Consider the following 18,699-nt stretch of genomic DNA (forward strand, 5'->3'; position numbering starts at 1 on the left):
TCAAATCCAATTACGGATTGGTATGTCCTTTTTTTCTTTCATGCAACAAAGCCGCTCGATGCTTCAAACTGCCAAAAAGTAGCTAGCTTGGCTCAATTGTGTTAACATCAATCGAGAAAAGATGCAGAAATGGGCAAAACACGCCCCATGAATTATCTACAGAAATTTCATCTAGTCGAGGCAGAAAAAGCGCGAGTCTTAGGGCAATTTTTTGAGGCTGAAGAGTTTTACGAACGAGCGATCGCTCTTGCTGCTGAAAATGAGTTTATCCAGGAAGAAGCACTCGCCTATGAATTAGCGGCAAAACATTATTTGGCGCGAGGTCGGTCAAAAATTGCCCAAACCTACATGAAAGAGGCGCACTATTGCTACGATCGCTGGGGCGCAACCGCTAAAGTTAAAGATTTAGAAAAACGCTATCCACAACTCCTCAAAACCAACCTAGTTCGGCAATCACATTCAATCGTGACCGATGAAACTATCCGTCATCCGACTGCGGCGATCGATTTGGCGGCGGTGATGAAAGCGGCTCAAGCCATCTCAGAAATGATCCATCTCGATCAATTAACTGCAACGTTGATGCAGGTGGTGATAGAAAATACCGGAGCCGAAACTGGCGCTCTGATTCTCTTGGAAGATGATCGGCTCACTGTTGTGGCTCAGTGCAGTGGAAGTAGACAGTGTAACCTAGAAAAGATCACTGTTGCTGGCTGTGCGACAATTCCTGTCTCCGTTATCCAATCAGTAGAACGCACATCTGAAACTCTGGTGTTTGATGATGCAGTCAGCGAACCGTCTTTTTTGACTGATCGGTATATTCAAAACCAACAAACGCGATCGCTCCTGTGTATGCCCATTCTCAAGCAAAATCAGCTGATTGGCATACTTTATCTGGAGAACAATCTCAGTCCCGGAGTGTTTACTAGCGATCGCTTGCAAGTACTTAAACTGTTGATTGCTCAGGCAGCAATTTCACTAGAAAATGCTCGGTTATATGAACGGTTATCGGATTATTCCGAAACACTGGAAAGGAAGGTAGAAGAGCAAACTCAAGCTTTGCAGCAGGAAATCGCGGAACGGCAACAAACCGAAGCCGCATTGAGACAAAGTGAAGCAAATTATCGCAACCTGCTACAAACCGCGAATTCCGTTATCATTCGCTATGATCCGCAAGGACGGATTCGCTACATCAACGATTATGGGGTAAAACTTCTTGGCTATGAAGAACATCAGATTTTAGGGCGGAGCTTATTTGAAACCATCATTCCAGAAACAGAACTTTCTGGACGTGATGTGAGACCCTTTGTCCATGATTTACTTCGTAATCCTCAATCGTACCCGCAAGGCGAGGGTGAAAACCTGTGTCGAGACGGTCGGCGAGTTTGGGTTGTTTGGTCAAATCAAGCCATCTTCAATGAACAAGGAGATGTCGTTGAAATCTTATCGGTTGGCAATGACACCACCCAGCGTAGACAAGCAGAAGAGGCATTACAACGCAGTGAAGCCAAGTTCCGAACTATCTTTGAAAACTCCCAGGTTGGCATCTACCGAACCCGCACCGATGATGGCTTAATTCTCAATGCCAATCAACGCTTTGCCGATCTGTTTGGTTTTGATTCACCCCAAGAAATTATTGGAATTGAACACACTATAGGCTATTGGGTCAATCCCAGCGATCGCCAACAAGGCATTGAGGTGATGAAGCGGGATGGGGAAGTGCGAAGCTATGAAGCACAGATGCGAAAACGAGATGGGACAGTGTTTTGGGGACTTTTCTCTTCTTATTTGAATGCAGCCGATGACTACATCGAAGGGGTGATTGCAGATATTAGCGATCGCAAACAGGCAGAAGTAGCGTTGCAAGCCTCTGAAGCAGAACTGCGATCGCTCTTTTCAGCCATTCCCGATCCGCTGTGTATCTTCACTGCCCAAGGGCAATTGATCTGTGCAATCAAAGGAAATCCGTCATATGGAGAGTTGCATAGGGAGGAGTATATTGGTAAAACACTGCATCAACTCTATGCTACGGGACAAGCTGATGAATTTCTGAGTTACATTCAGCAGGTGCTGAGAACCCAACAAGTACTCACAGTTGAATACAGCCAGTGGATAGCTGGACGAGAAATGTGGTTTTCGGCTCGCATTGCACCGATTCGGCACGAACAGGTGATTTGGATAGCGCGAGATATTACACTGCAAAAGCGAGCAGAAGCAGCCTCAATTTTGGAAGAACGCAACCGCATGGCGCGTGAAATTCACGACACACTCGCTCAGGCGTTTACAGGCATTCTGGCTCAGGTGGGAGCGGCAAAACAGGTGCTAACGGATGATTTAGAAGCCACGGAGGCACACCTAGACCTGATCAAAGAATTGGCGCGAACTGGACTGGTTGAAGCGCGGCGATCGGTAGTAGCGCTCCGTCCTCAGCTTTTGGAGGAAGGCAGTCTACAGAGCGCTCTACATCGTCTCGTCGCTCAACTCAGAACTGCCGCAATGGATACCACTTTATATTATGAGATTGAGGGTGCAGTATATTCTCTGCCGACTGAAGTCGAGAGTAATCTACTGCGGATTGGGCAGGAAGCCTTAACCAATGCGATTCGACACGCCAATGCTGATGAAATTCGAGTGGAGCTAATCTACGATCGCGATCGGTTTTGCTTGCGCGTGAGAGACAATGGACAGGGCTTTGGAGTTGGGATTATTCCAGCCTCTCTTGGTTTTGGCTTACTAGGCATGAGCGAACGGGCAGAGCGCATCGGCGCACAACTCACGATTAGGAGTCAACCTGGAGAAGGAACAGAGATGATTGTTACCGTCGATCAGGAGGCGTTACCATGAGCCAAGCCATTCGGGTTCTGATTGCAGACGATCATGCTATTTTTCGGCAAGGATTAGCCACCATTATTAACCGTGACCCAGATATGCAGGTGATTGCCCAAGCCGAAAATGGGGAACAAGCGATCGCTCTATTTGGGGAACACCAACCAGATGTCACGCTCATGGATCTGCGAATGCCTGAAGTGGAAGGAGTTGCCGCCATCGGTGCAATTTGTGCTACTGCTAAATCTGCTCGGATTATTGTACTGACCACGTATGATAGTGACGAAGATATTTATCGGGGATTGCAGGCAGGCGCAAAAGGATATCTGTTGAAAGAAACTGAACCTGACGAGCTTCTGAATGCTATTCGTACCGTTCATCGGGGTCAGAAGTATATTCCGCCTGATGTAGGAGCAAAGTTGGTACAGCGCCTCAGCAATCCAGAACTGAGTGAAAGAGAACTAGAAGTACTCCGCTCACTGGCGCAGGGAATGAGCAATGCCGATATTGCAGCTGCTTTGAGTATTGGTGAAGGCACTGTCAAATCTCATGTCAATCGGATTTTGAATAAGTTGGATGTGAGCGATCGCACCCAAGCTGTAATTGTTGCCGTTAAACGCGGCATTGTTAATTTATGAGGCGTACTTTCGATAGAAGTGGGATTCTAACTTGAGTTAGAACCAGCCTTCTACTCCACGATGGCATGGTTGCTCTATCCATTTATACTGTAAAATTTTTAACTTGCTATAGACGACAGCTTGAAGGCGATCTCCTATATTAAATTTATGCAAATAGAAGTGCATCCAATCAGGCAAATCATGCTCCTTGAGAGCGGTAATACCAATTCACAAAAAATTTGATACAGATGCAAACGCTAAAAAGTATGCTGAGTCTCACTTTCTTCATTTTGAATTTTGAATTTTGAATTGGTATAAGAGGCTGTCTCTAAAGAAATGTAAAGGGGACGGAAGCGGGCGATCGCAAACGCTCAAATCCTGATTCATACGACCAATCTGGTGCCTTTACACGGTTGATATCCGAAGTTTTCCGCCGGGAAGAGTAGACGCTAAAAGGAAACCCATTAGCTTTCTCAATAGATAGAACTAGGAGAATCCAATCATGGTCAAACAGCAATCTGTAGACGAACAAGCAAATGGAAAGGCAACTAGCAACCTGACACCAGCCCAGGAGTTTTTGCAAGAAATCTGGGATGAGCATCTGCGGCTTGAGTTTGACGCTCACAACACTGAAGATACTCTCGCCACGATGGTTGAGGATGCTTACGTTAACGGCATTCCGGTAATGATTGGGGGAGTAGGGAAACCGGCACTGCGCGAGTTTTATTCCAAGTACTTCATTCCACAGATGCCGCCGGACATGGAGCTGACTCCAGTCTCGCGCACAATCGGAACCAATCAACTCGTCGATGAAATGCTAGTTAAGTTCACTCATACCATCCAGATGGACTGGATGCTACCTGGCATTGCTCCGACTCTTAAACGGGTTGAAGTGGCATTGGTAGTAATTGTTCAGTTTCGTGACGACAAGCTAGCCCACGAACACCTCTACTGGGATCAGGCGAGTGTATTGGTTCAACTCGGTATGCTTGATCCGGGTACACTGCCCGTTGTAGGGGTTGACAGTGCACGCAAGGTACTTGATCCGAGCTTGCCCTCAAACGCACTGATCGATCGTGCCAGTGATCGCAACTAAGTGCAGGAGCCAGCAAATATCAATGCCTAAACCCGCCATTTTGCAACCAGGATCGTACTCATCCTGGTTGTAGGAGGCGCTTCTGATTGCTGGCTCCTACACGTATTGCTCATTGAGTTTTTGACAAAGTGACACAGCCATTCACAACAAGAGGTAACTATCATGATGCTGAATGGATTGAGTAAGTAAATTGCCAGGTTCCATGCTTGCTGCAAACATAAAAAAATGAACGACGATCGCAGCTACAGTTCCTTACTTGTACTCCCTTCAACTCAAGATTGGATGCAAGGTGTGCTGAGTGCCAAGGTCGTGCTGGTGATGTATGGAGACTATCAATGCTCTAAAAGTGCGGATGTTTACAGGATAATTCAAAGAATCAAACAAGAGCTGAGTGCTTCTTTTGGAGAAGATGATTTATGCTTTATCTTCCGTCATTTTCCGCAAGCACAGATTCATCCCCAAGCTCAACGGGCAGCCCAAGCAGCCGTTGCCGCTGCCGCTCAGGGACAGTTTTGGTCAATGCACGACACTTTGTTTGCCCATCAACAGAAGTTAGAAAATGGTTATCTTGTAGAGTACGCCAATGATTTAGGGCTTGATATCCCTCAATTTCTTAAAGAGTTGTCTAAACAAGTGCATATTGATCGTGTCAATGAAGATATCGAAAGTGGATGCAAGAGTGGAATAACGGCTACTCCAGCCCTATTTATCAATAACATTCGATATACTGGGCGCTGGAAAATGGCAGAGTTGATGACAGCCATTGTTGCTGCAAGTCACTAAGCTCTATTCATATCTGATACCAATTTGAAAAAAGAATGCGACAGATACACAGACCCAAAGCCTTATCCTGTCTAGATTCTTAATTTTGAATTTTGAATTTTGAATTGGTATGACTTGTTTGTTAGTGCTAGTAAGCTATCGAATGCGTGATGGCTAACTTTTGACTGTTTTGTGGAACTTAAGCGCCTCACTGGAATCACCCCAAAACAGGTTCGCTAACACGATACGAATTATTCATAGCGACAAACAGGAGAAAAGATGATGAAATTAACTACAACACGACGCTCAATTTCTAGAATCACTGGGATGCTTGCTAAAACCACTCTATCAATCATCGTGATAACGGGAGTAGGTGGGGTTTTGCGAATGCATCCGGCGATCGCTACCCCTCCACCTCAACAATCTCCTATTCTTGTTGCAACCGCCTACACGGATCTCACATTGCCAACCTTGAGACAGGGCGATCGCGGTAGAAGAGTGCAAATGTTGCAGCAAATTCTCTTAGATAATGGGTTCTTAAATGCTGCTGGAGTCAGGTTGGGAAATCCGAGGGGTGCGGTTGTTGATGGTGCATTTGGCGCGATTACAGAATCTGCGGTGAGAGATTTACAACAACGCTACAACATCCCCGTTACAGGACAGGTTAACCCTGTGACTTGGGAAGTGCTGGATATGCGGGAGAATCCCTATCGATCGCCGCTCCCCTGGAAAGTGTAAGCGTCCTCCCAGGTAACTGGCGGTCAGATCCAAGCACTACATCCACGCACAAATCAAGGAGACACAGATGAGGATTAAAGCAACCCAAGGACATCAGGGAAGCGGAACGGAAGTGAAAGACGCGACTTACGTGGATGCTGCCGGGTGGGGTAAGTATCGGTGGTGGCGGTATGTTCTGGGGCTGATGATCATTCTCTTTGCCTGGATGATCGTCGCTAACTTCGTTAGTGCGCTCGTCGCGCTCGCGCTCGGCGGCAAAGAGGGTGTCGCGGCGCTCAGTCGGCTGGATTACGCCGCGTTCGGTTCTGTGGGAGGTTTCGTCGTAGTCATGGCAGGTTTTCCGATGTTCCTCGCAGGAATTCTCATCGCCGTCTCCCTCATTCACCAGCGTCATCCCCGAACGCTCGTGACGGCGCGGGAGAGGATCAGTTGGACTCGCATCGGTCACGGCTTCGTGGCTGGGTTCGTGCCGTGGGTTCTGCTCGGCGGGCTAGGGCAGTACCTCCTCTACCCCAATAGCTTCTCCTTCAACTCAGACCTTAAGACGTTCGCGCTCTTCGTGCCTTTGGCACTAGTCATCACCGCAATCCAGACGACCACCGAGGAGCTTTTCTTTCGCGGGTACATCGTGCAGGGTGCGAGCCTGATCTGGTCGAACCGCATGTTTCTGGCGATCGTCTCAGCCGCGATCTTCACCCTGCCGCACGCCACCAACCCAGAGTCACAGGAGGGTGGCTGGATCGGGATGTTCCTCGGCTACTTCGTCGGCACGGGTCTATTATATGCGGTCGTTTCATTGATCGACGGCACTACCGAGCTTGCGATCGGCGCGCACTTCGCCAACAATCTCGCGTACTTTCTCTTGTTCAACTGGTCTGGAAGCTTCTTCACCACGCCAGCGCTGTTCAGCATCAGCGAGTACCATGCGAGATTCTATGACATCACCTCTCTTGTGCTGATTCCTGTTTTCCTCGTAATCGTTTTCCGGGTGTTCAAACGCAATAAGGCATCTTAACTCGTTTCCCAGAGCTACCGGAACGCTCTTCGGTAATCCCGTCAAATCCTGAAAACAATCGCAAAGGCAACTAGCGACCAGATCCAAGTACCACATCCACGCACCGGTAAAGGAGATAAAGATGAGGATCAAAGCAACTAAAGGAAAGCAGGGAATCGGGACGGAAGTGAAAGACGCGACTTACGTGGAGGCTGCCCGTTGGGGCAAGTATCGGGAGTGGCGGTATGTTCTGGGATTGGTGGTCATACTCTTTTCGTGGCTGGTTATCGGGAGTCTGGCCAGCGTATTCGTCGCGTTCGCGCTCAGCGGCCAGCCGGATTACTCCGTGCTTGATCCCTTTGGGAAGTTCCTGTTTGTTATGGCAGGTTTCCCGTTTTTCCTCGCGGGGGTTCTCATCGCCGTTACCCTTATCCACCGCCGCCACCCCCGAACGCTGATTACGGCGCGGGAAAAGATTAGCTGGCGGCGTGTCGGTCACGGGTTTGTGGCGTGGTTCGTGCCATTCTGCCTGATCGGTGGGCTGGGACAGTACTTCTTCTACCCTGACACCTTCTCCTTCAACTCCGACCTCACGACATTCGTGCGCTTCGTGCCGATCGCACTGGTTCTCACCGCGATCCAGACCACTACTGAAGAGCTTTTCTTTCGCGGATACATCGTGCAGGGCGCGAGCATTGTTTGGACTAACCGCATCTTTGTGGCGATCGTGCCAGCCGCGATCTTCACCCTGCCGCACCTCCTCAACCCGGAGGCGATCGCCGGCGGCTGGCTCACGGTATTCTTCACCTACTTCCTCGTTCCGGGTCTGGTATGGACTGTGGTCTCGCTAGTGGACGGAACCACCGAACTCGCCATTGGCGTACACTTCGCGAACAACATCGGCGGCATACTCCTGATCAACATCACTGGAAGTGCCATGACCACACCGGCTTTGTTCACAGTCAGCGAGTACCACGCGACCTACGGGGCGCTATCAGTACTGGTTGCAATACCTGTGTTTCTGGCGATCGCCTACAAGGTGTTCAAACGCGACGAGGCATCCGAACCCGTTTCCCAGAGCCACCACAAGGGTCGTCGGTGATCTCGTCAGTGCTCGGTCTGGACTGCTGTCATTGTTCACGTCGTTTTCAACTTGCCCACAATTCCGGTGATGGTAGCTGCTTTTATGGGCTGATAGGAAGGATCATCTGGAGGTTAAACCAATGGCAATTCTGAAACAATTCGGGATTTTATTTGTATTGGGCAGTGTGGGAATTGTCATGTTCACGATCGCGTCTATTCCTTTAGTCGAGCAACAGTTAGCGAAACTGTCTCCAGAAATACTGGAAAAAGTGCCACCATTGGGGATTTTAATGCTTCTGCAAGGACTACAGTATTCAATTCTACTGGCAATCAGCATTCTAATTGGAATTAGTTGTGCCTATCGTGTTGGATTAAGCTCCCATTTGATTGATCATTGGGTGTTTCACACCGCTAAGTCTCCATCTTTTACCGTTGAGATGAAGTGGAGCTTGGGTGTGGGTGCAGCTGCAGCGATCGTTCTCTTGTTGCTCGATCAGTTGATGCAACCTGTCCTACCTGAAGCGCTACGGGCAGCAAATAATACAGAGCCAAGTTGGTTGAATTTGCTCACAGCAATGTTCTATGGTGGCATTACTGAGGAAATTTTGATGCGCTGGGGTTTAATGTCGCTGCTGGTTTGGATCGCGTGGAAAGGGCTAAAACAAGGCGTTACGTTGCCAAGTCAAGGGATTTACCAGGGTGCGATCGTTCTAGCCGCGTTAGTATTTGGACTACTACACCTGCCAGCGACTGCCGCGATCGTTCCTCTCACTCCAGTTGTGATTATTCGGGCGTTGTTACTGAATGGGATTGTGGGGATTGCGTTTGGCTGGCTCTTTTGGCAATACTCGCTTGAGGCTGCAATGTTAGCCCATGTCAGCTTTCATGCTTTTGCCTCTGTTCTTAGCGGTTTACTGGCAAGGTTGGCTTAAGTTTTGGAATAGATATCGTAGGGCTAGTACTGCCCACAAAGCTTTACCGTGAAAGGTTTTAAAAATGGTGGGCGATGCCCACTACTTGAATTGATGCTCAACTTTACAGTTTTAAGGTGGTAAATCAAATGATTCAGTGCAAAGATTTTGCACCTCGGATTACTGAACGGGGACCCTTCGGCGGAGCTTCCGATTATGAATCCTTCTCTGAGGTTGTGAGTGCTGCAAATCAGTGGATCGCAAGTACAACGATACAGGTGATCAATGTTGAAACTGTTGTTTTACCCGATCGGATTGAAGGCACAAGTGATGATGTCTACGGAGTGACGACCAGTAATGCTTTCCACCCAGTGATGATCAGTCAGGGTCTAGCAATCAATTGCTTTCAATGTGTGCGTGTGTGGTACAGAGAATAAGCTTCACTGGAGAAGAAATAATGAAACGATTTACCTTGTTTACTTTTCTTTACCTCGCGCTGGGAGTTTGCCTGAGTGCGATCGCACTTGGATACCCAAACCTGCCTTCGGGTTCTCAAAGAAGCTTGTTCATCAGTGCAGGAACTTCCTACATTTTTTGTCTCCTCAGCACCTTCCCATTTTGGCGCGAGAGGACGATCCGCTTCTATCGCAGACGGAATTCAGCAGTAATTCTACCCTGGTTGGTGATTGGATTCTATATTGTTTGGATGATCTGGGAGGTTCAGAGTCAGAACTGGACGATGGAAGCCATTTTAGGAGCATTTTCGCGGCTAATAGTTGTCTTACCGTTTGTAGAACTCATTGTGATTACATGGCAAGTGAATTCTGAGCATTAGTGTCTAAATCGGATGATGCCGAAACAAACTCGTTTCAGCAACGCGAGATAGAGCCAAACGTACTACATAAGGAACACCATGAATAAGCCCAAGTTTTTGAGTAATAATAGGCTGTGGTGGAAGTTGACTACTTTTGAAACTTATTTCTTCAGCCCCAAGTTTTTCCTATTGCCTCTTTACTCTTACCCGCTAATGCAAATCAATTCTAAAATCAAAGCGGACGGCAAGATAAAATCCAATAAACATCTGAAAAAACTATTAGTATCATCATTCAACATGGAAGAAAAGTTTTTGGAACCACTAACTTCAAACTCTCTTACTCAAAAGTTGCAAATATTTTCTTCCGAAGAAGTAGAATTATCGCTGAACATCAATAATATCTCCTACTCAGTCAAACTAGAACCTCGCGTTACTTTACTGGATGCACTTCGAGAGAAGCTGGGTTTGATGGGCACTAAAAAAGCTTGCGATCGTGGTGAATGTGGAGCATGTACTATTCTAGTCAATGGTCGCCGAATTAACTCCTGTATGACTCTAGCAATAATGCATATCGACGCTGAAATTACCACAATTGAGGGATTAGCTCAAGATAGCCAACTCCACCCCATGCAAACAGCTTTCATTACCTATGATGCTTTTCAATGTGGTTACTGCACATCGGGTCAAATTGTATCAGCCGTAGGAATGATATTAGAAGAACCACCAAAATCTGAGGCAGAAATTCGAGAAAAAATGAGTGGAAACCTTTGCCGTTGTGGAGCATATCCAAATATTATTGCGGCGATTCAGGATGTGCTAGAGGAAATGGAAAATGCAGCCATTTAGTTATGCTAAAGTTACTTCCCGAGATGCGGCGATCGCTACAGTTGAACAAGACGAAACTGCTGCATTTATCGCTGGTGGCACGGATTTACTGGGATTAATGAAAGATGGAGTCCAAACAGCGAATATATTAATTGATATTAATAATTTGCCATTAGCAGATATTGTATCTCTTACGAATGGAATCCGGATTGGTGCAATCTCTCGGATGAGTGATGTAGCTTTTCATCCCAAAATTCAGCAATGTTATCCAGTAATTAGCCAAGCATTGTTACAAAGTGCTTCACCGCAACTACGAAATATGGCAACAGTGGGCGGTAATTTACTACAACGAGTCCGTTGTGGCTACTTTCGCGATCCGGTTTTTCCTTGTAATAAGCGCACCCCAGGTTTAGGTTGTGCCGCAATTACAGGCTACAATCGAATGCACGCTATTTTCGGAGCAAGTGAACATTGTATTGCCGTTCATCCTTCCGATTTAGCTGTAGCATTAACGGCATTAGATGCGATAATTTACATCCAAGGGGTAGAAAAAGAACGTCAAATTTCAATTCATGATTTTTATCTCTTACCAGGTGATACACCAGAAAAAGAAACCGTATTGCAGCCTGGAGAATTAATCATTGCTATTGAAGTTCCAAATTCTGTATATAAATCCTATTATTTAAAAGTTAGAGATCGGGCTTCCTACCAATTTGCTCTCGTTTCTGTAGCTATTGTCGTAGAGTTAGAACAGGACATAATTCAATCAGCACGAATCGCTTTTGGTGGGGTAGCACCCAAACCTTGGCGTGCCAGGGATGCTGAGGAATTTCTCAAAGGTAAAGCAATTAATGAAGCTACCTTTAAAGCCGCAGGAGAAGCAGCTGTTAAAGAAGCAGAACCGCAAACACATAATGAATTCAAAATTGAATTAGTCAAAGGCGCTTTGGTACGTGCGCTTTCAGTTGTGACAGAAAAATTATGAATAAAATTATCGGTAAACCACTTGATCGCGTTGATGGCAAACTCAAAGTTACTGGAGAAGCACCCTACACAGCCGATGTTGCTATAGAAAATTTAACTTATGGAGTGATTTTTCAAAGTGCGATCGCCAACGGTAAAATTATCCAAATAGATACATCCGCCGCCGCAGTTGTTCCTGGTGTGATAGATATCATTACTTACCAACAAACTCCATCTCTAATCAAAATCCCCTTATTTTCGCCGCCACAACCTCAGCCAACCGCAAAAGACGATAATATTTACTACGATGGTCAACATTTGGGGATTGTAATTGCCCAAACTTTAGAACAAGCCCAAACCGCCGCCTCCTTAGTTAAAATTATCTACGAAGAAGCATTGCCTACAGTCACAATGGCAGATGCAGAGATATTTGAACCCGAATCAATATTCTTTGGCATTATGCCAGGTAAAATCACCAGAGGGGATGTTGAAGCTGCAAAAGCTCAAGCGGATGTCCTGGTGGAGCAAATTTATACCACACCAATGGAACATCATAATCCCCTTGAACCTTCTGCAACGATCGCAATCTGGGAAGGAGATAATTTGACGCTGTATGAAACTACTCAAGGCATTTCAGCAACCCAAAAAGCGATCGCATCTGTTCTGAATATTCCTCAAGAAAATGTCCGTGTGATCTCTAAATATTTAGGCGGCGGATTTGGTTGTAAGGCATTGTTGCGATCGCATACTATTTTAGCGGCGATCGCATCTCGTCAAGTAAAACGCCCTGTAAAAGTTGTGCTAACGCGATCGCAAATGTACACTGCTTGCGGACACAGATCCCAAACTCAGCAGCAGCTAACGCTAGGTGCAACCACCGAAGGTAAACTAACCGTTATTCATCACATTGGCACATGCTTAACATCGCTATATGATGACTTTGTAGAACCAGTTGGTGCAGCAACAACAATGATGTATGCCTGTCCAAATCTGGAAATTAAATACCGTTTAGCACGTATCAACGCTGCCACACCAACCTTTATGCGTGGCCCAGGAAAAGCGACAGGGATGTTTGCCCTAGAGTCAGCAATGGATGAACTAGCATACACCTTAAATATTGACCCAATTGAACTAAGACTAAAAAATCATGCAGATATCGATCCCCACAAAGGATTACCTTGGTCAAGTAAATTCCTCAAAGAATGTTACCAGAAAGGGGGAGAAATTTTTGGTTGGTGCCAACGCAACCCAATTCCCCGTTCCATGCGAGATGGTTATTTCCTAATTGGTTGGGGAATGGCTAGTGCGACATTTCCCACTAATGTTGGAACTGCATCAGTCAAAGTAGAAATTTTTGCTAGTGGAGAGGTGCGGCTACAAAGTGGAACCCAAGATATTGGTACAGGTACTTATACCGTAATGACGCAGGTGGCTGCTGAGGTATTAGGTTTACCAGTGCAGTTTGAACTAGGTGATAGCAATTTTCCGAAAGCGCCCATTACGGGTAACTCAATTACAGTTGCTAGTGTTTCCCCGGCGGTGTATAAAGCTGCGATCGCTGCACGGGATAGAATCATCCAAATGGCGAGCAAAGATCCAAATTCTCCACTTTATCAATCTCAAGCAGAAGATATTAGCGTGGAGTCAGGGCAAATATTTTTAAAACACGATCATTCCAGAAGAGACAGCTACACCGATATTCTGCGCCGTCACAAATTAGAAAGTTTAGAAGTCACAGAGCAAGCCTCACTCAGCCCTGAGGGTAAGCAATACGCCAAACACTCATTTGGTGCAATTTTTGTGGAAGTAGCAGTCGATGAAGTGTTGGGAGAAATCAAAGTTAGACGTTGCGTAGGAGTTTATGATGCAGGACGAATTCTCAACTTCAAGACAGCGCGAAGTCAGGTTCTTGGCGGGATTACATGGGGAATCGGTATGGCGCTGATGGAGAAAACTGTAATGGATACAAATCAGGGCAGAATAGTTAATGCTAACCTTTCTGATTACCTGATTCCCGTTCATGCAGATATTCCAAATATAGAAGTACAATTTATTGGGGAACCAGATCCTTATGTGAATACTCTAGGAACAAAAAGCTTGGGTGAACTTCCGATTGTTGGGGTAGCAGCAGCTATATCTAATGCGGTTTATCATGCCACAGGGAAACGGATTCGTGACCTACCAATTACACTAGACAAGTTGTCTGAATCCATAATTGATTAGAATTTATGGCGTTGCTGAATGAAGGGATGAATCAATTTATGTAGGTACAGTTTGATACTTCAAATAATGAAGTAATAGTTTAACCGAGTATCTCAGCATTTCTTCTGTCTTAGAATAGCATAAAGTTTTGCGGTGAAGGCATACCAAATAATGTCTTAGTCTAGTGTTTTCATTTTCAACTCGTGTCATATATGTTTTACTTCAAGGGGCAACAAGCAAGTTAAAATGCTTGCTGTATAGGCTTCATAGCCTTTAACACGCTTCTTGGCTAAATCAAGTAGAAATTGAATTATCAGTTTTATCTCGCCAATGTTTAAAATTTGAGTTTAGACTAGACAGCAACAAATGACCCAGCAGTGCTGAGTTCATAAAACACAACCTTCAAGAATGAAGATATTTGACTGGAGTTTAGACTAAATGGAAGAGATGAAAGAGAAAAAGGGGATGTCTGATTGAAGACAGTCCCCCTTTCGGCAGAAGCTAAGAGAGAATCACCTACTCTTATCTGCCAATATGAAACGTGCCAGACTCGAAGAATTTCGTCAAGCCGCCTATACGCATCTAAGCAAAGCACATGATGCAACATTTGAACTAACAGATGCGATACTGTTGACCCGTAATGTCTACAGTCTGGCAGATTTATCGTTATCGCCAGTGTTTAGACGCAAATGGCCGAGTATCTATGAAGCGATACAAGATACCAAACCAGACCGCGAGAAATTAATGGAGTTATATATCAAGCAAATACCAACAGAAAAACGCATATTGTTGGCAGGAGATCATACAGCTTGGTCACGCCCAGATGCGGTGACACTCAAAGAACGGACAATAGAACACAGTAGCACAGCGATCGCGGGAAATAAACCGATTACGATTGGGCAGGGATATAGTACTATAGCTTGGATACCAGAGGATTCAGGAAGTTGGGCACTACCGCTGAGGCATGAACGGATTACCAGTTGGGACAATCCGATTGAGAAAGCAGTTGAACAACTCAAAAAGGTATGTGAATCAATGTCTGTTCGACCAATTTCGCTTTGGGACAGTGAATATGGTTGTGCGCCTTTCGTATTAAAGACAGCTAGTATAAAAGCCGATATCTTAGTTAGACTACGTTCAAATCTGTGTCTATGGGGCGCACCACCCGCTTACTCTGGCAAGGGTCGTCCTCGCAAGCATGGTGCTCAATTTAAACTCAATGAACCCTCAACCTGGGGCGAAGTGGCATCTGTGCTGGAAGTAAATGACCCAAAATTGGGACGAGTTAAAGTCAGTCTGTGGGAAGATTTGCATTTTCGCAAAGCTGCTGCACGCCCAATGACGCTACTGAGGGTGGAACGTCTTGATCTTGATGGCAATTTGAGAGTATTAAGACCTTTGTGGTTGGCTTGGGCTGGGGAACAAATGCCACCATTGGATGAAGTTTGGCGATTGTACTTGCGCCGATTCACAATTGACCATTGGTATCGTTTTCTTAAGCAACGCTTACATTGGACAGTACCAAAATTCAGTACTCCAGAACAATGTGAACATTGGAGTGACTTAATGCCGTTAATCACTTGGGAGTTATGGTTAGCTCGTGATATCGTTGCTGATCATCCTCTTCCCTGGCAGAAGTCAATAGATAAATTGACCCCGGGACGAGTTGCTCAAGCTATGGGTGGAGTTTTCGCCGCGATTGGTACTCCTACCTCTCCACCCAAACCTCGTGGAAAGTCCCTTGGGTGGACACCAGGTAAAGCCCGTAACCGGAAAATACGATATCCAATTGTTAAAAAGACTGCTTCTAAACCACGCAAAGAGGAACAAAAATCTGCTTAATCTCAAATATCTTCATTCTTGAAGGTTGTGTTTTATGAACTCAGCACTGCTGGGTCATTTGTTGCTGTCTAGTCTAAACTCAAACTGATAACCCAGTAGTGTTAACAATTCAGTTGCTAACCAATACTCAGATCCATCGGTATCAACCTGTTTAATTTGGTCAAATGGGCTGCTGTTACTTTCGTACTTTATAATTGCGTCCATACGATCTCCAAAATTTTGACGCATGAAACTATCGCGGCATTGCAACCATGCCGTCACAGATTTTTAAAGTTTTGTAACTAAATATAGCTACGCTAGTACATTGCTGATTAAAAACGCCATCGAGTGATAACTCTTCTTCTCTATGAAAGGCTATGCCAACGAGACGCTACGATAACGTTAAGCTTCGGCTAACGCACTGTCCCCTGTCAGGTTATCGTCGCAGATTTTGGCGGAGGCATCGCTTTTAATTTTCTGCTAACATTCTTCGCTGTCTGGTAGATAATGCTTTCCTTTCTTTAGGTGGAACAATAGTTGATTTTCTGGAGAAGCTAGCAGCATCCTTAACCTATAAAAAAGTAATACATTCTCTATCTAGCGAATGCGTCTAATTCCTATAAAAGTGATAGCAACGTTACAGAAATTATTTGCTTTGTTTTAATCGAGCTTCCTTCCACTTTTTCGCTGAGTTGCAATAAAAGATTCGGATAATTCTTCGAGTGTGCATTGGTAAAGACGGATCAGCTGTAACGTTTCACTGGGGCTAAGGCTAGGGATATATGTTCCTGCCTCCCAAAATCGAATCGTGGAAACAGATTTACCTAACTCCACTGCTACCCGTTCAGCTGATAAACCAGCTTTCTCGCGCAACTCCTTTAAATCCATAAAAATAAGCAACTTCAACTTAATCACCTCCTCTAGATTACTGGTCTTGCTGCCTAGTCTAATCTAGTTAACTAGTCAAGTCAATAGTAAGCTAGTCTAGTTAACTAGTATTATATAGTTGACAAGTCTAGTTAACTAGAGCATAGTGATAAATATAAGGGCAACGGAATTGCAAGCCGCCAGCACCCGAACGCTCAAAAGGTTTGCCAACTGAATCATCAAGTTGAACTCATTCAATTCACCCAAAACCCAATGCCACCGGGATTAGCAGCCGGAAGCCAAACTTGTAATGCTCAAGCCGCCGGAGATGATTCCGATGACCTAACTAAGTCTGAAAAATTGGTTATTTATCGAATATACGTCCAGAATTCAAAGATTTGTACAGCTTCGCTGATTCTGTTGTGAGAGCATTTTGTCATTTGCACAGCGCTCTTTTGTACATCAAAAACAAAGGCGATCGCTAGCCCTGGAAAAGTTTGCGATCGCCTTTTACCCTTTTATCAAAGGAATATCTATTATGACCTACAAAACACCTGCACAGCAAGCAATTTTCGCTTCTTTTGCTGTTGACGAACAAGCTCTAGCTCAAGCACAATTAGAGCAGCACATCACACAACAGGGTGAAGTTGTAGCACCCGAAGAATTCACCGTTGTCGAAATCACCTGCTACGACTATGAAATTTACGTTGGCGACAAACTAATAGCCAGCATCACCTACGATCATGACGACTTCGTGACCCAACGCTGGGTGGTCATGGTGAACTCAACCGAACAACATCGTGCAAACAGCTGGGCCAAGTGCCACAGCCACGTCGCTTGGCACTACAAGCAAGGCACACTGCCAGTGCAACAGCAGAAAGTTCCAGCCAATACAACTGGTAACGAAGTGATGGCACAAATTGCCTTGGAATGCGAAAAGTTTGGCTTTGAACTCCTCGATGACGGTATCTACAACAACGACAAAAAGCTAGGCTCGGCGGGATGCACTGACGGTCGCTGGTGGGTGGAAAGAGCATCATCTGGGCATCACAAGCAAGTGCCTTGTGATTCTGCATTCGATGCCGTGTGGTCGTTGTCGATGGTCGAAGTATTGCCTAGTCTCGAAACTAGGTCTTGCGAGGAATTGTTGGATAAACCGTTTGATCAACTGACGAGCGAGGAATGGAAGCGGCTGATGGAGTACAGGCCACTTCCAGAGAGTATGGTGTTAATCGCGTAGTTTAAGAGAGAATATGGTGGGCGCATTGTGCCCACCACCTCCATATCATCACAATAAGTCGGACGTGAGAAGTCCTAAATTAAGAAGTAAAGCTCGCTGATTTGCGTTCAGCTTCGGCGATATCACAAATGGCAGCTAAATACATGAGGAGAGTGTTTTTAAATAAGCACTTCAATAAGAAAAAACTCTCCCGCCACTTGCTGTATGAGGGAATAGTTGCAATAACTCAAAAAAGTTAATCCATAAAAGTCAGAAACAAACCGCAACACTAAACTTCATCTTTGAGAGTTTTAAAAACTGATGGATATCAAAACTATTGCTGTCACCTATCACAGAAAATTTAACTTAGGTGACTATGAATCGTTGGAATTGGGTTGCTCATTATGGGCACAAATCGACCCAGAAGAAGATGCAGAGGGCGTAACACAATTTTTATATCAACAAGCCAAAACCTCTGTGAAAGAAGCTGCCAGGACTGTAATTCAAGAATCAATTCACCAGATGAATAAAGTCAAGATGCAAAAACAATAGGAAGAATTAAGAAGTCAGAATTCAGGAGTCAGAATAAATGAGACAACCAGCAAAAACATTTCAAGACTTGATAGTTTGGAAGAAAGCACATCAATTTGTTTTAACAGTTTACAAACTTACTAGTCAATTTCCTAAATCTGAAATATATGGCTTAACCTCTCAATTTAGAAGAGCAGCTATTTCAATTCCTGCAAATATAGCTGAGGGATTTAAAAAGAAAGGAACAGCAGATAAAGTAAGATTTATGAATATAGCACAAGGTTCCTTAGAAGAGTGTCGTTATTATCTAATTCTTACTAAAGACCTTGGGTACGATGATACCTCACAATTAATGCTTCAACTTGAAGAAGTAAGTAAGTTACTGACAAGTTATGCTAATTCCATTCTGGCTCCTGGCTCCTGACTTCTGAAT

At 45.2% G+C, this 18,699-nt stretch carries 20 protein-coding genes and 1 pseudogene; 18 read left to right on the forward strand and 3 right to left on the reverse strand.

Annotated features, from left to right (window positions below; all coding sequences use genetic code 11):
• Positions 1-129 precede the first annotated feature (129 nt).
• From HGR01_RS30290 to HGR01_RS30350, 13 genes are all read left to right on the forward strand, one after another.
• A complete protein-coding gene (locus HGR01_RS30290) occupies positions 130-2,841 on the forward strand; it encodes a PAS domain S-box protein (protein ID WP_228045156.1) in 2,712 nt (903 codons plus the stop codon).
• Positions 2,838-3,461, forward strand: coding sequence for a response regulator (locus HGR01_RS30295; RefSeq protein ID WP_045868506.1), 624 nt, complete (start codon positions 2,838-2,840; stop codon positions 3,459-3,461). The genes HGR01_RS30290 and HGR01_RS30295 overlap by 4 nt, the downstream gene beginning before the upstream one ends.
• Before the next feature lie 481 nt (positions 3,462-3,942).
• The gene (locus HGR01_RS30300) at positions 3,943-4,536 is read left to right on the forward strand and encodes a hypothetical protein (protein ID WP_052335076.1); all 594 of its coding nucleotides are present in this window, start codon (positions 3,943-3,945) and stop codon (positions 4,534-4,536) included.
• 225 nt (positions 4,537-4,761) lie between these two features.
• Positions 4,762-5,319 (forward strand): DsbA family protein, encoded by a 558-nt coding sequence (locus tag HGR01_RS30305; RefSeq protein WP_045868505.1) that lies wholly within the window; start codon positions 4,762-4,764, stop codon positions 5,317-5,319.
• A gap of 258 nt (positions 5,320-5,577) precedes the next feature.
• Positions 5,578-6,036 (forward strand): peptidoglycan-binding domain-containing protein, encoded by a 459-nt coding sequence (locus HGR01_RS30310; RefSeq protein ID WP_210403063.1) that lies wholly within the window; start codon positions 5,578-5,580, stop codon positions 6,034-6,036.
• 67 nt (positions 6,037-6,103) lie between these two features.
• Positions 6,104-7,051 carry a CPBP family intramembrane glutamic endopeptidase gene (locus HGR01_RS30315; protein ID WP_045868504.1) on the forward strand — a complete coding sequence of 316 codons (948 nt, stop codon included), beginning with the start codon at positions 6,104-6,106 and terminating at the stop codon, positions 7,049-7,051.
• A 121-nt stretch (positions 7,052-7,172) separates the two neighbouring features.
• Positions 7,173-8,132, forward strand: coding sequence for a CPBP family intramembrane glutamic endopeptidase (locus HGR01_RS30320; protein ID WP_045868503.1), 960 nt, complete (start codon positions 7,173-7,175; stop codon positions 8,130-8,132).
• 121 nt (positions 8,133-8,253) lie between these two features.
• Positions 8,254-9,045, forward strand: a complete 792-nt coding sequence (locus tag HGR01_RS30325) for a CPBP family intramembrane glutamic endopeptidase (protein ID WP_045868502.1) — start codon at positions 8,254-8,256, stop codon at positions 9,043-9,045.
• A 128-nt stretch (positions 9,046-9,173) separates the two neighbouring features.
• Positions 9,174-9,461, forward strand: coding sequence for a hypothetical protein (locus HGR01_RS30330; protein WP_045868501.1), 288 nt, complete (start codon positions 9,174-9,176; stop codon positions 9,459-9,461).
• Between the two features lie 20 nt (positions 9,462-9,481).
• A complete protein-coding gene (locus HGR01_RS30335) occupies positions 9,482-9,859 on the forward strand; it encodes a hypothetical protein (RefSeq protein ID WP_045868500.1) in 378 nt (125 codons plus the stop codon).
• 276 nt (positions 9,860-10,135) lie between these two features.
• Entirely contained in the window at positions 10,136-10,684 is a 549-nt protein-coding gene (locus HGR01_RS30340) for a (2Fe-2S)-binding protein (RefSeq protein WP_045868934.1), read from the forward strand.
• Positions 10,671-11,648 (forward strand): FAD binding domain-containing protein, encoded by a 978-nt coding sequence (locus HGR01_RS30345; protein WP_052335075.1) that lies wholly within the window; start codon positions 10,671-10,673, stop codon positions 11,646-11,648. Before HGR01_RS30340 ends, HGR01_RS30345 begins: the two co-directional genes overlap by 14 nt.
• Entirely contained in the window at positions 11,645-13,849 is a 2,205-nt protein-coding gene (locus HGR01_RS30350; RefSeq protein ID WP_045868499.1) for a xanthine dehydrogenase family protein molybdopterin-binding subunit, read from the forward strand. Before HGR01_RS30345 ends, HGR01_RS30350 begins: the two co-directional genes overlap by 4 nt.
• Before the next feature lie 36 nt (positions 13,850-13,885).
• On the opposite strand, the pseudogene HGR01_RS30355 reads toward HGR01_RS30350, so the two are convergent.
• A pseudogene (locus HGR01_RS30355) lies at positions 13,886-14,050 on the reverse strand (IS1 family transposase); the annotation flags it as partial.
• A gap of 312 nt (positions 14,051-14,362) precedes the next feature.
• Between HGR01_RS30355 and HGR01_RS30360 the strand changes: the two are divergent.
• Positions 14,363-15,670 carry an NF041680 family putative transposase gene (locus tag HGR01_RS30360; RefSeq protein WP_045868498.1) on the forward strand — a complete coding sequence of 436 codons (1,308 nt, stop codon included), beginning with the start codon at positions 14,363-14,365 and terminating at the stop codon, positions 15,668-15,670.
• 54 nt (positions 15,671-15,724) lie between these two features.
• Here HGR01_RS30360 and HGR01_RS30365 read toward each other — a convergent pair whose 3' ends face one another.
• Together HGR01_RS30365 and HGR01_RS30370 are read right to left on the reverse strand one after the other, a co-directional pair.
• Positions 15,725-15,874, reverse strand: coding sequence for a hypothetical protein (locus HGR01_RS30365; RefSeq protein ID WP_155539014.1), 150 nt, complete (start codon positions 15,872-15,874; stop codon positions 15,725-15,727).
• Between the two features lie 435 nt (positions 15,875-16,309).
• Complete coding sequence (locus HGR01_RS30370; protein WP_210403062.1) at positions 16,310-16,555, reverse strand: helix-turn-helix transcriptional regulator; 246 nt, start codon at positions 16,553-16,555, stop codon at positions 16,310-16,312.
• A 234-nt stretch (positions 16,556-16,789) separates the two neighbouring features.
• On the opposite strand from HGR01_RS30370, the gene HGR01_RS30375 reads away from it, so the two are divergent.
• The 4 genes from HGR01_RS30375 (at position 16,790) to HGR01_RS30390 (ending at position 18,690) form a co-directional block, all read left to right on the forward strand.
• Positions 16,790-16,942 (forward strand): hypothetical protein, encoded by a 153-nt coding sequence (locus HGR01_RS30375; RefSeq protein ID WP_168160934.1) that lies wholly within the window; start codon positions 16,790-16,792, stop codon positions 16,940-16,942.
• Between the two features lie 7 nt (positions 16,943-16,949).
• On the forward strand, positions 16,950-17,756 hold the full coding sequence (locus HGR01_RS30380; RefSeq protein WP_228045618.1) for a hypothetical protein: 807 nt from the start codon (positions 16,950-16,952) through the stop codon (positions 17,754-17,756).
• 300 nt (positions 17,757-18,056) lie between these two features.
• Complete coding sequence (locus tag HGR01_RS30385) at positions 18,057-18,287, forward strand: hypothetical protein (protein ID WP_045868495.1); 231 nt, start codon at positions 18,057-18,059, stop codon at positions 18,285-18,287.
• A 37-nt stretch (positions 18,288-18,324) separates the two neighbouring features.
• The gene (locus tag HGR01_RS30390) at positions 18,325-18,690 is read left to right on the forward strand and encodes a four helix bundle protein (protein ID WP_045868494.1); all 366 of its coding nucleotides are present in this window, start codon (positions 18,325-18,327) and stop codon (positions 18,688-18,690) included.
• Positions 18,691-18,699: the final 9 nt, after the last annotated feature.

It is taken from the genome of Tolypothrix sp. PCC 7712 (assembly GCF_025860405.1).
GTDB classification, from domain to species: domain Bacteria; phylum Cyanobacteriota; class Cyanobacteriia; order Cyanobacteriales; family Nostocaceae; genus Aulosira; species Aulosira diplosiphon.

Excerpts from the sequence above, each read along its gene's own strand:
- HGR01_RS30290 (WP_228045156.1), top strand. The coding sequence starts at position 130 with ATGGGCAAAACACGCCCCATGAATTATCTACAGAAATTTCATCTAGTC.
- HGR01_RS30295 (WP_045868506.1), top strand. The coding sequence starts at position 2,838 with ATGAGCCAAGCCATTCGGGTTCTGATTGCAGACGATCATGCTATTTTT.
- HGR01_RS30300 (WP_052335076.1), top strand. The coding sequence starts at position 3,943 with ATGGTCAAACAGCAATCTGTAGACGAACAAGCAAATGGAAAGGCAACT.
- HGR01_RS30305 (WP_045868505.1), top strand. The coding sequence starts at position 4,762 with ATGAACGACGATCGCAGCTACAGTTCCTTACTTGTACTCCCTTCAACT.
- HGR01_RS30310 (WP_210403063.1), top strand. The coding sequence starts at position 5,578 with ATGATGAAATTAACTACAACACGACGCTCAATTTCTAGAATCACTGGG.
- HGR01_RS30315 (WP_045868504.1), top strand. The coding sequence starts at position 6,104 with ATGAGGATTAAAGCAACCCAAGGACATCAGGGAAGCGGAACGGAAGTG.
- HGR01_RS30320 (WP_045868503.1), top strand. The coding sequence starts at position 7,173 with ATGAGGATCAAAGCAACTAAAGGAAAGCAGGGAATCGGGACGGAAGTG.
- HGR01_RS30325 (WP_045868502.1), top strand. The coding sequence starts at position 8,254 with ATGGCAATTCTGAAACAATTCGGGATTTTATTTGTATTGGGCAGTGTG.
- HGR01_RS30330 (WP_045868501.1), top strand. The coding sequence starts at position 9,174 with ATGATTCAGTGCAAAGATTTTGCACCTCGGATTACTGAACGGGGACCC.
- HGR01_RS30335 (WP_045868500.1), top strand. The coding sequence starts at position 9,482 with ATGAAACGATTTACCTTGTTTACTTTTCTTTACCTCGCGCTGGGAGTT.
- HGR01_RS30340 (WP_045868934.1), top strand. The coding sequence starts at position 10,136 with ATGGAAGAAAAGTTTTTGGAACCACTAACTTCAAACTCTCTTACTCAA.
- HGR01_RS30345 (WP_052335075.1), top strand. The coding sequence starts at position 10,671 with ATGCAGCCATTTAGTTATGCTAAAGTTACTTCCCGAGATGCGGCGATC.
- HGR01_RS30350 (WP_045868499.1), top strand. The coding sequence starts at position 11,645 with ATGAATAAAATTATCGGTAAACCACTTGATCGCGTTGATGGCAAACTC.
- HGR01_RS30360 (WP_045868498.1), top strand. The coding sequence starts at position 14,363 with ATGAAACGTGCCAGACTCGAAGAATTTCGTCAAGCCGCCTATACGCAT.
- HGR01_RS30365 (WP_155539014.1), bottom strand. The coding sequence starts at position 15,874 with ATGGACGCAATTATAAAGTACGAAAGTAACAGCAGCCCATTTGACCAA.
- HGR01_RS30375 (WP_168160934.1), top strand. The coding sequence starts at position 16,790 with ATGCCACCGGGATTAGCAGCCGGAAGCCAAACTTGTAATGCTCAAGCC.
- HGR01_RS30385 (WP_045868495.1), top strand. The coding sequence starts at position 18,057 with ATGGATATCAAAACTATTGCTGTCACCTATCACAGAAAATTTAACTTA.
- HGR01_RS30390 (WP_045868494.1), top strand. The coding sequence starts at position 18,325 with ATGAGACAACCAGCAAAAACATTTCAAGACTTGATAGTTTGGAAGAAA.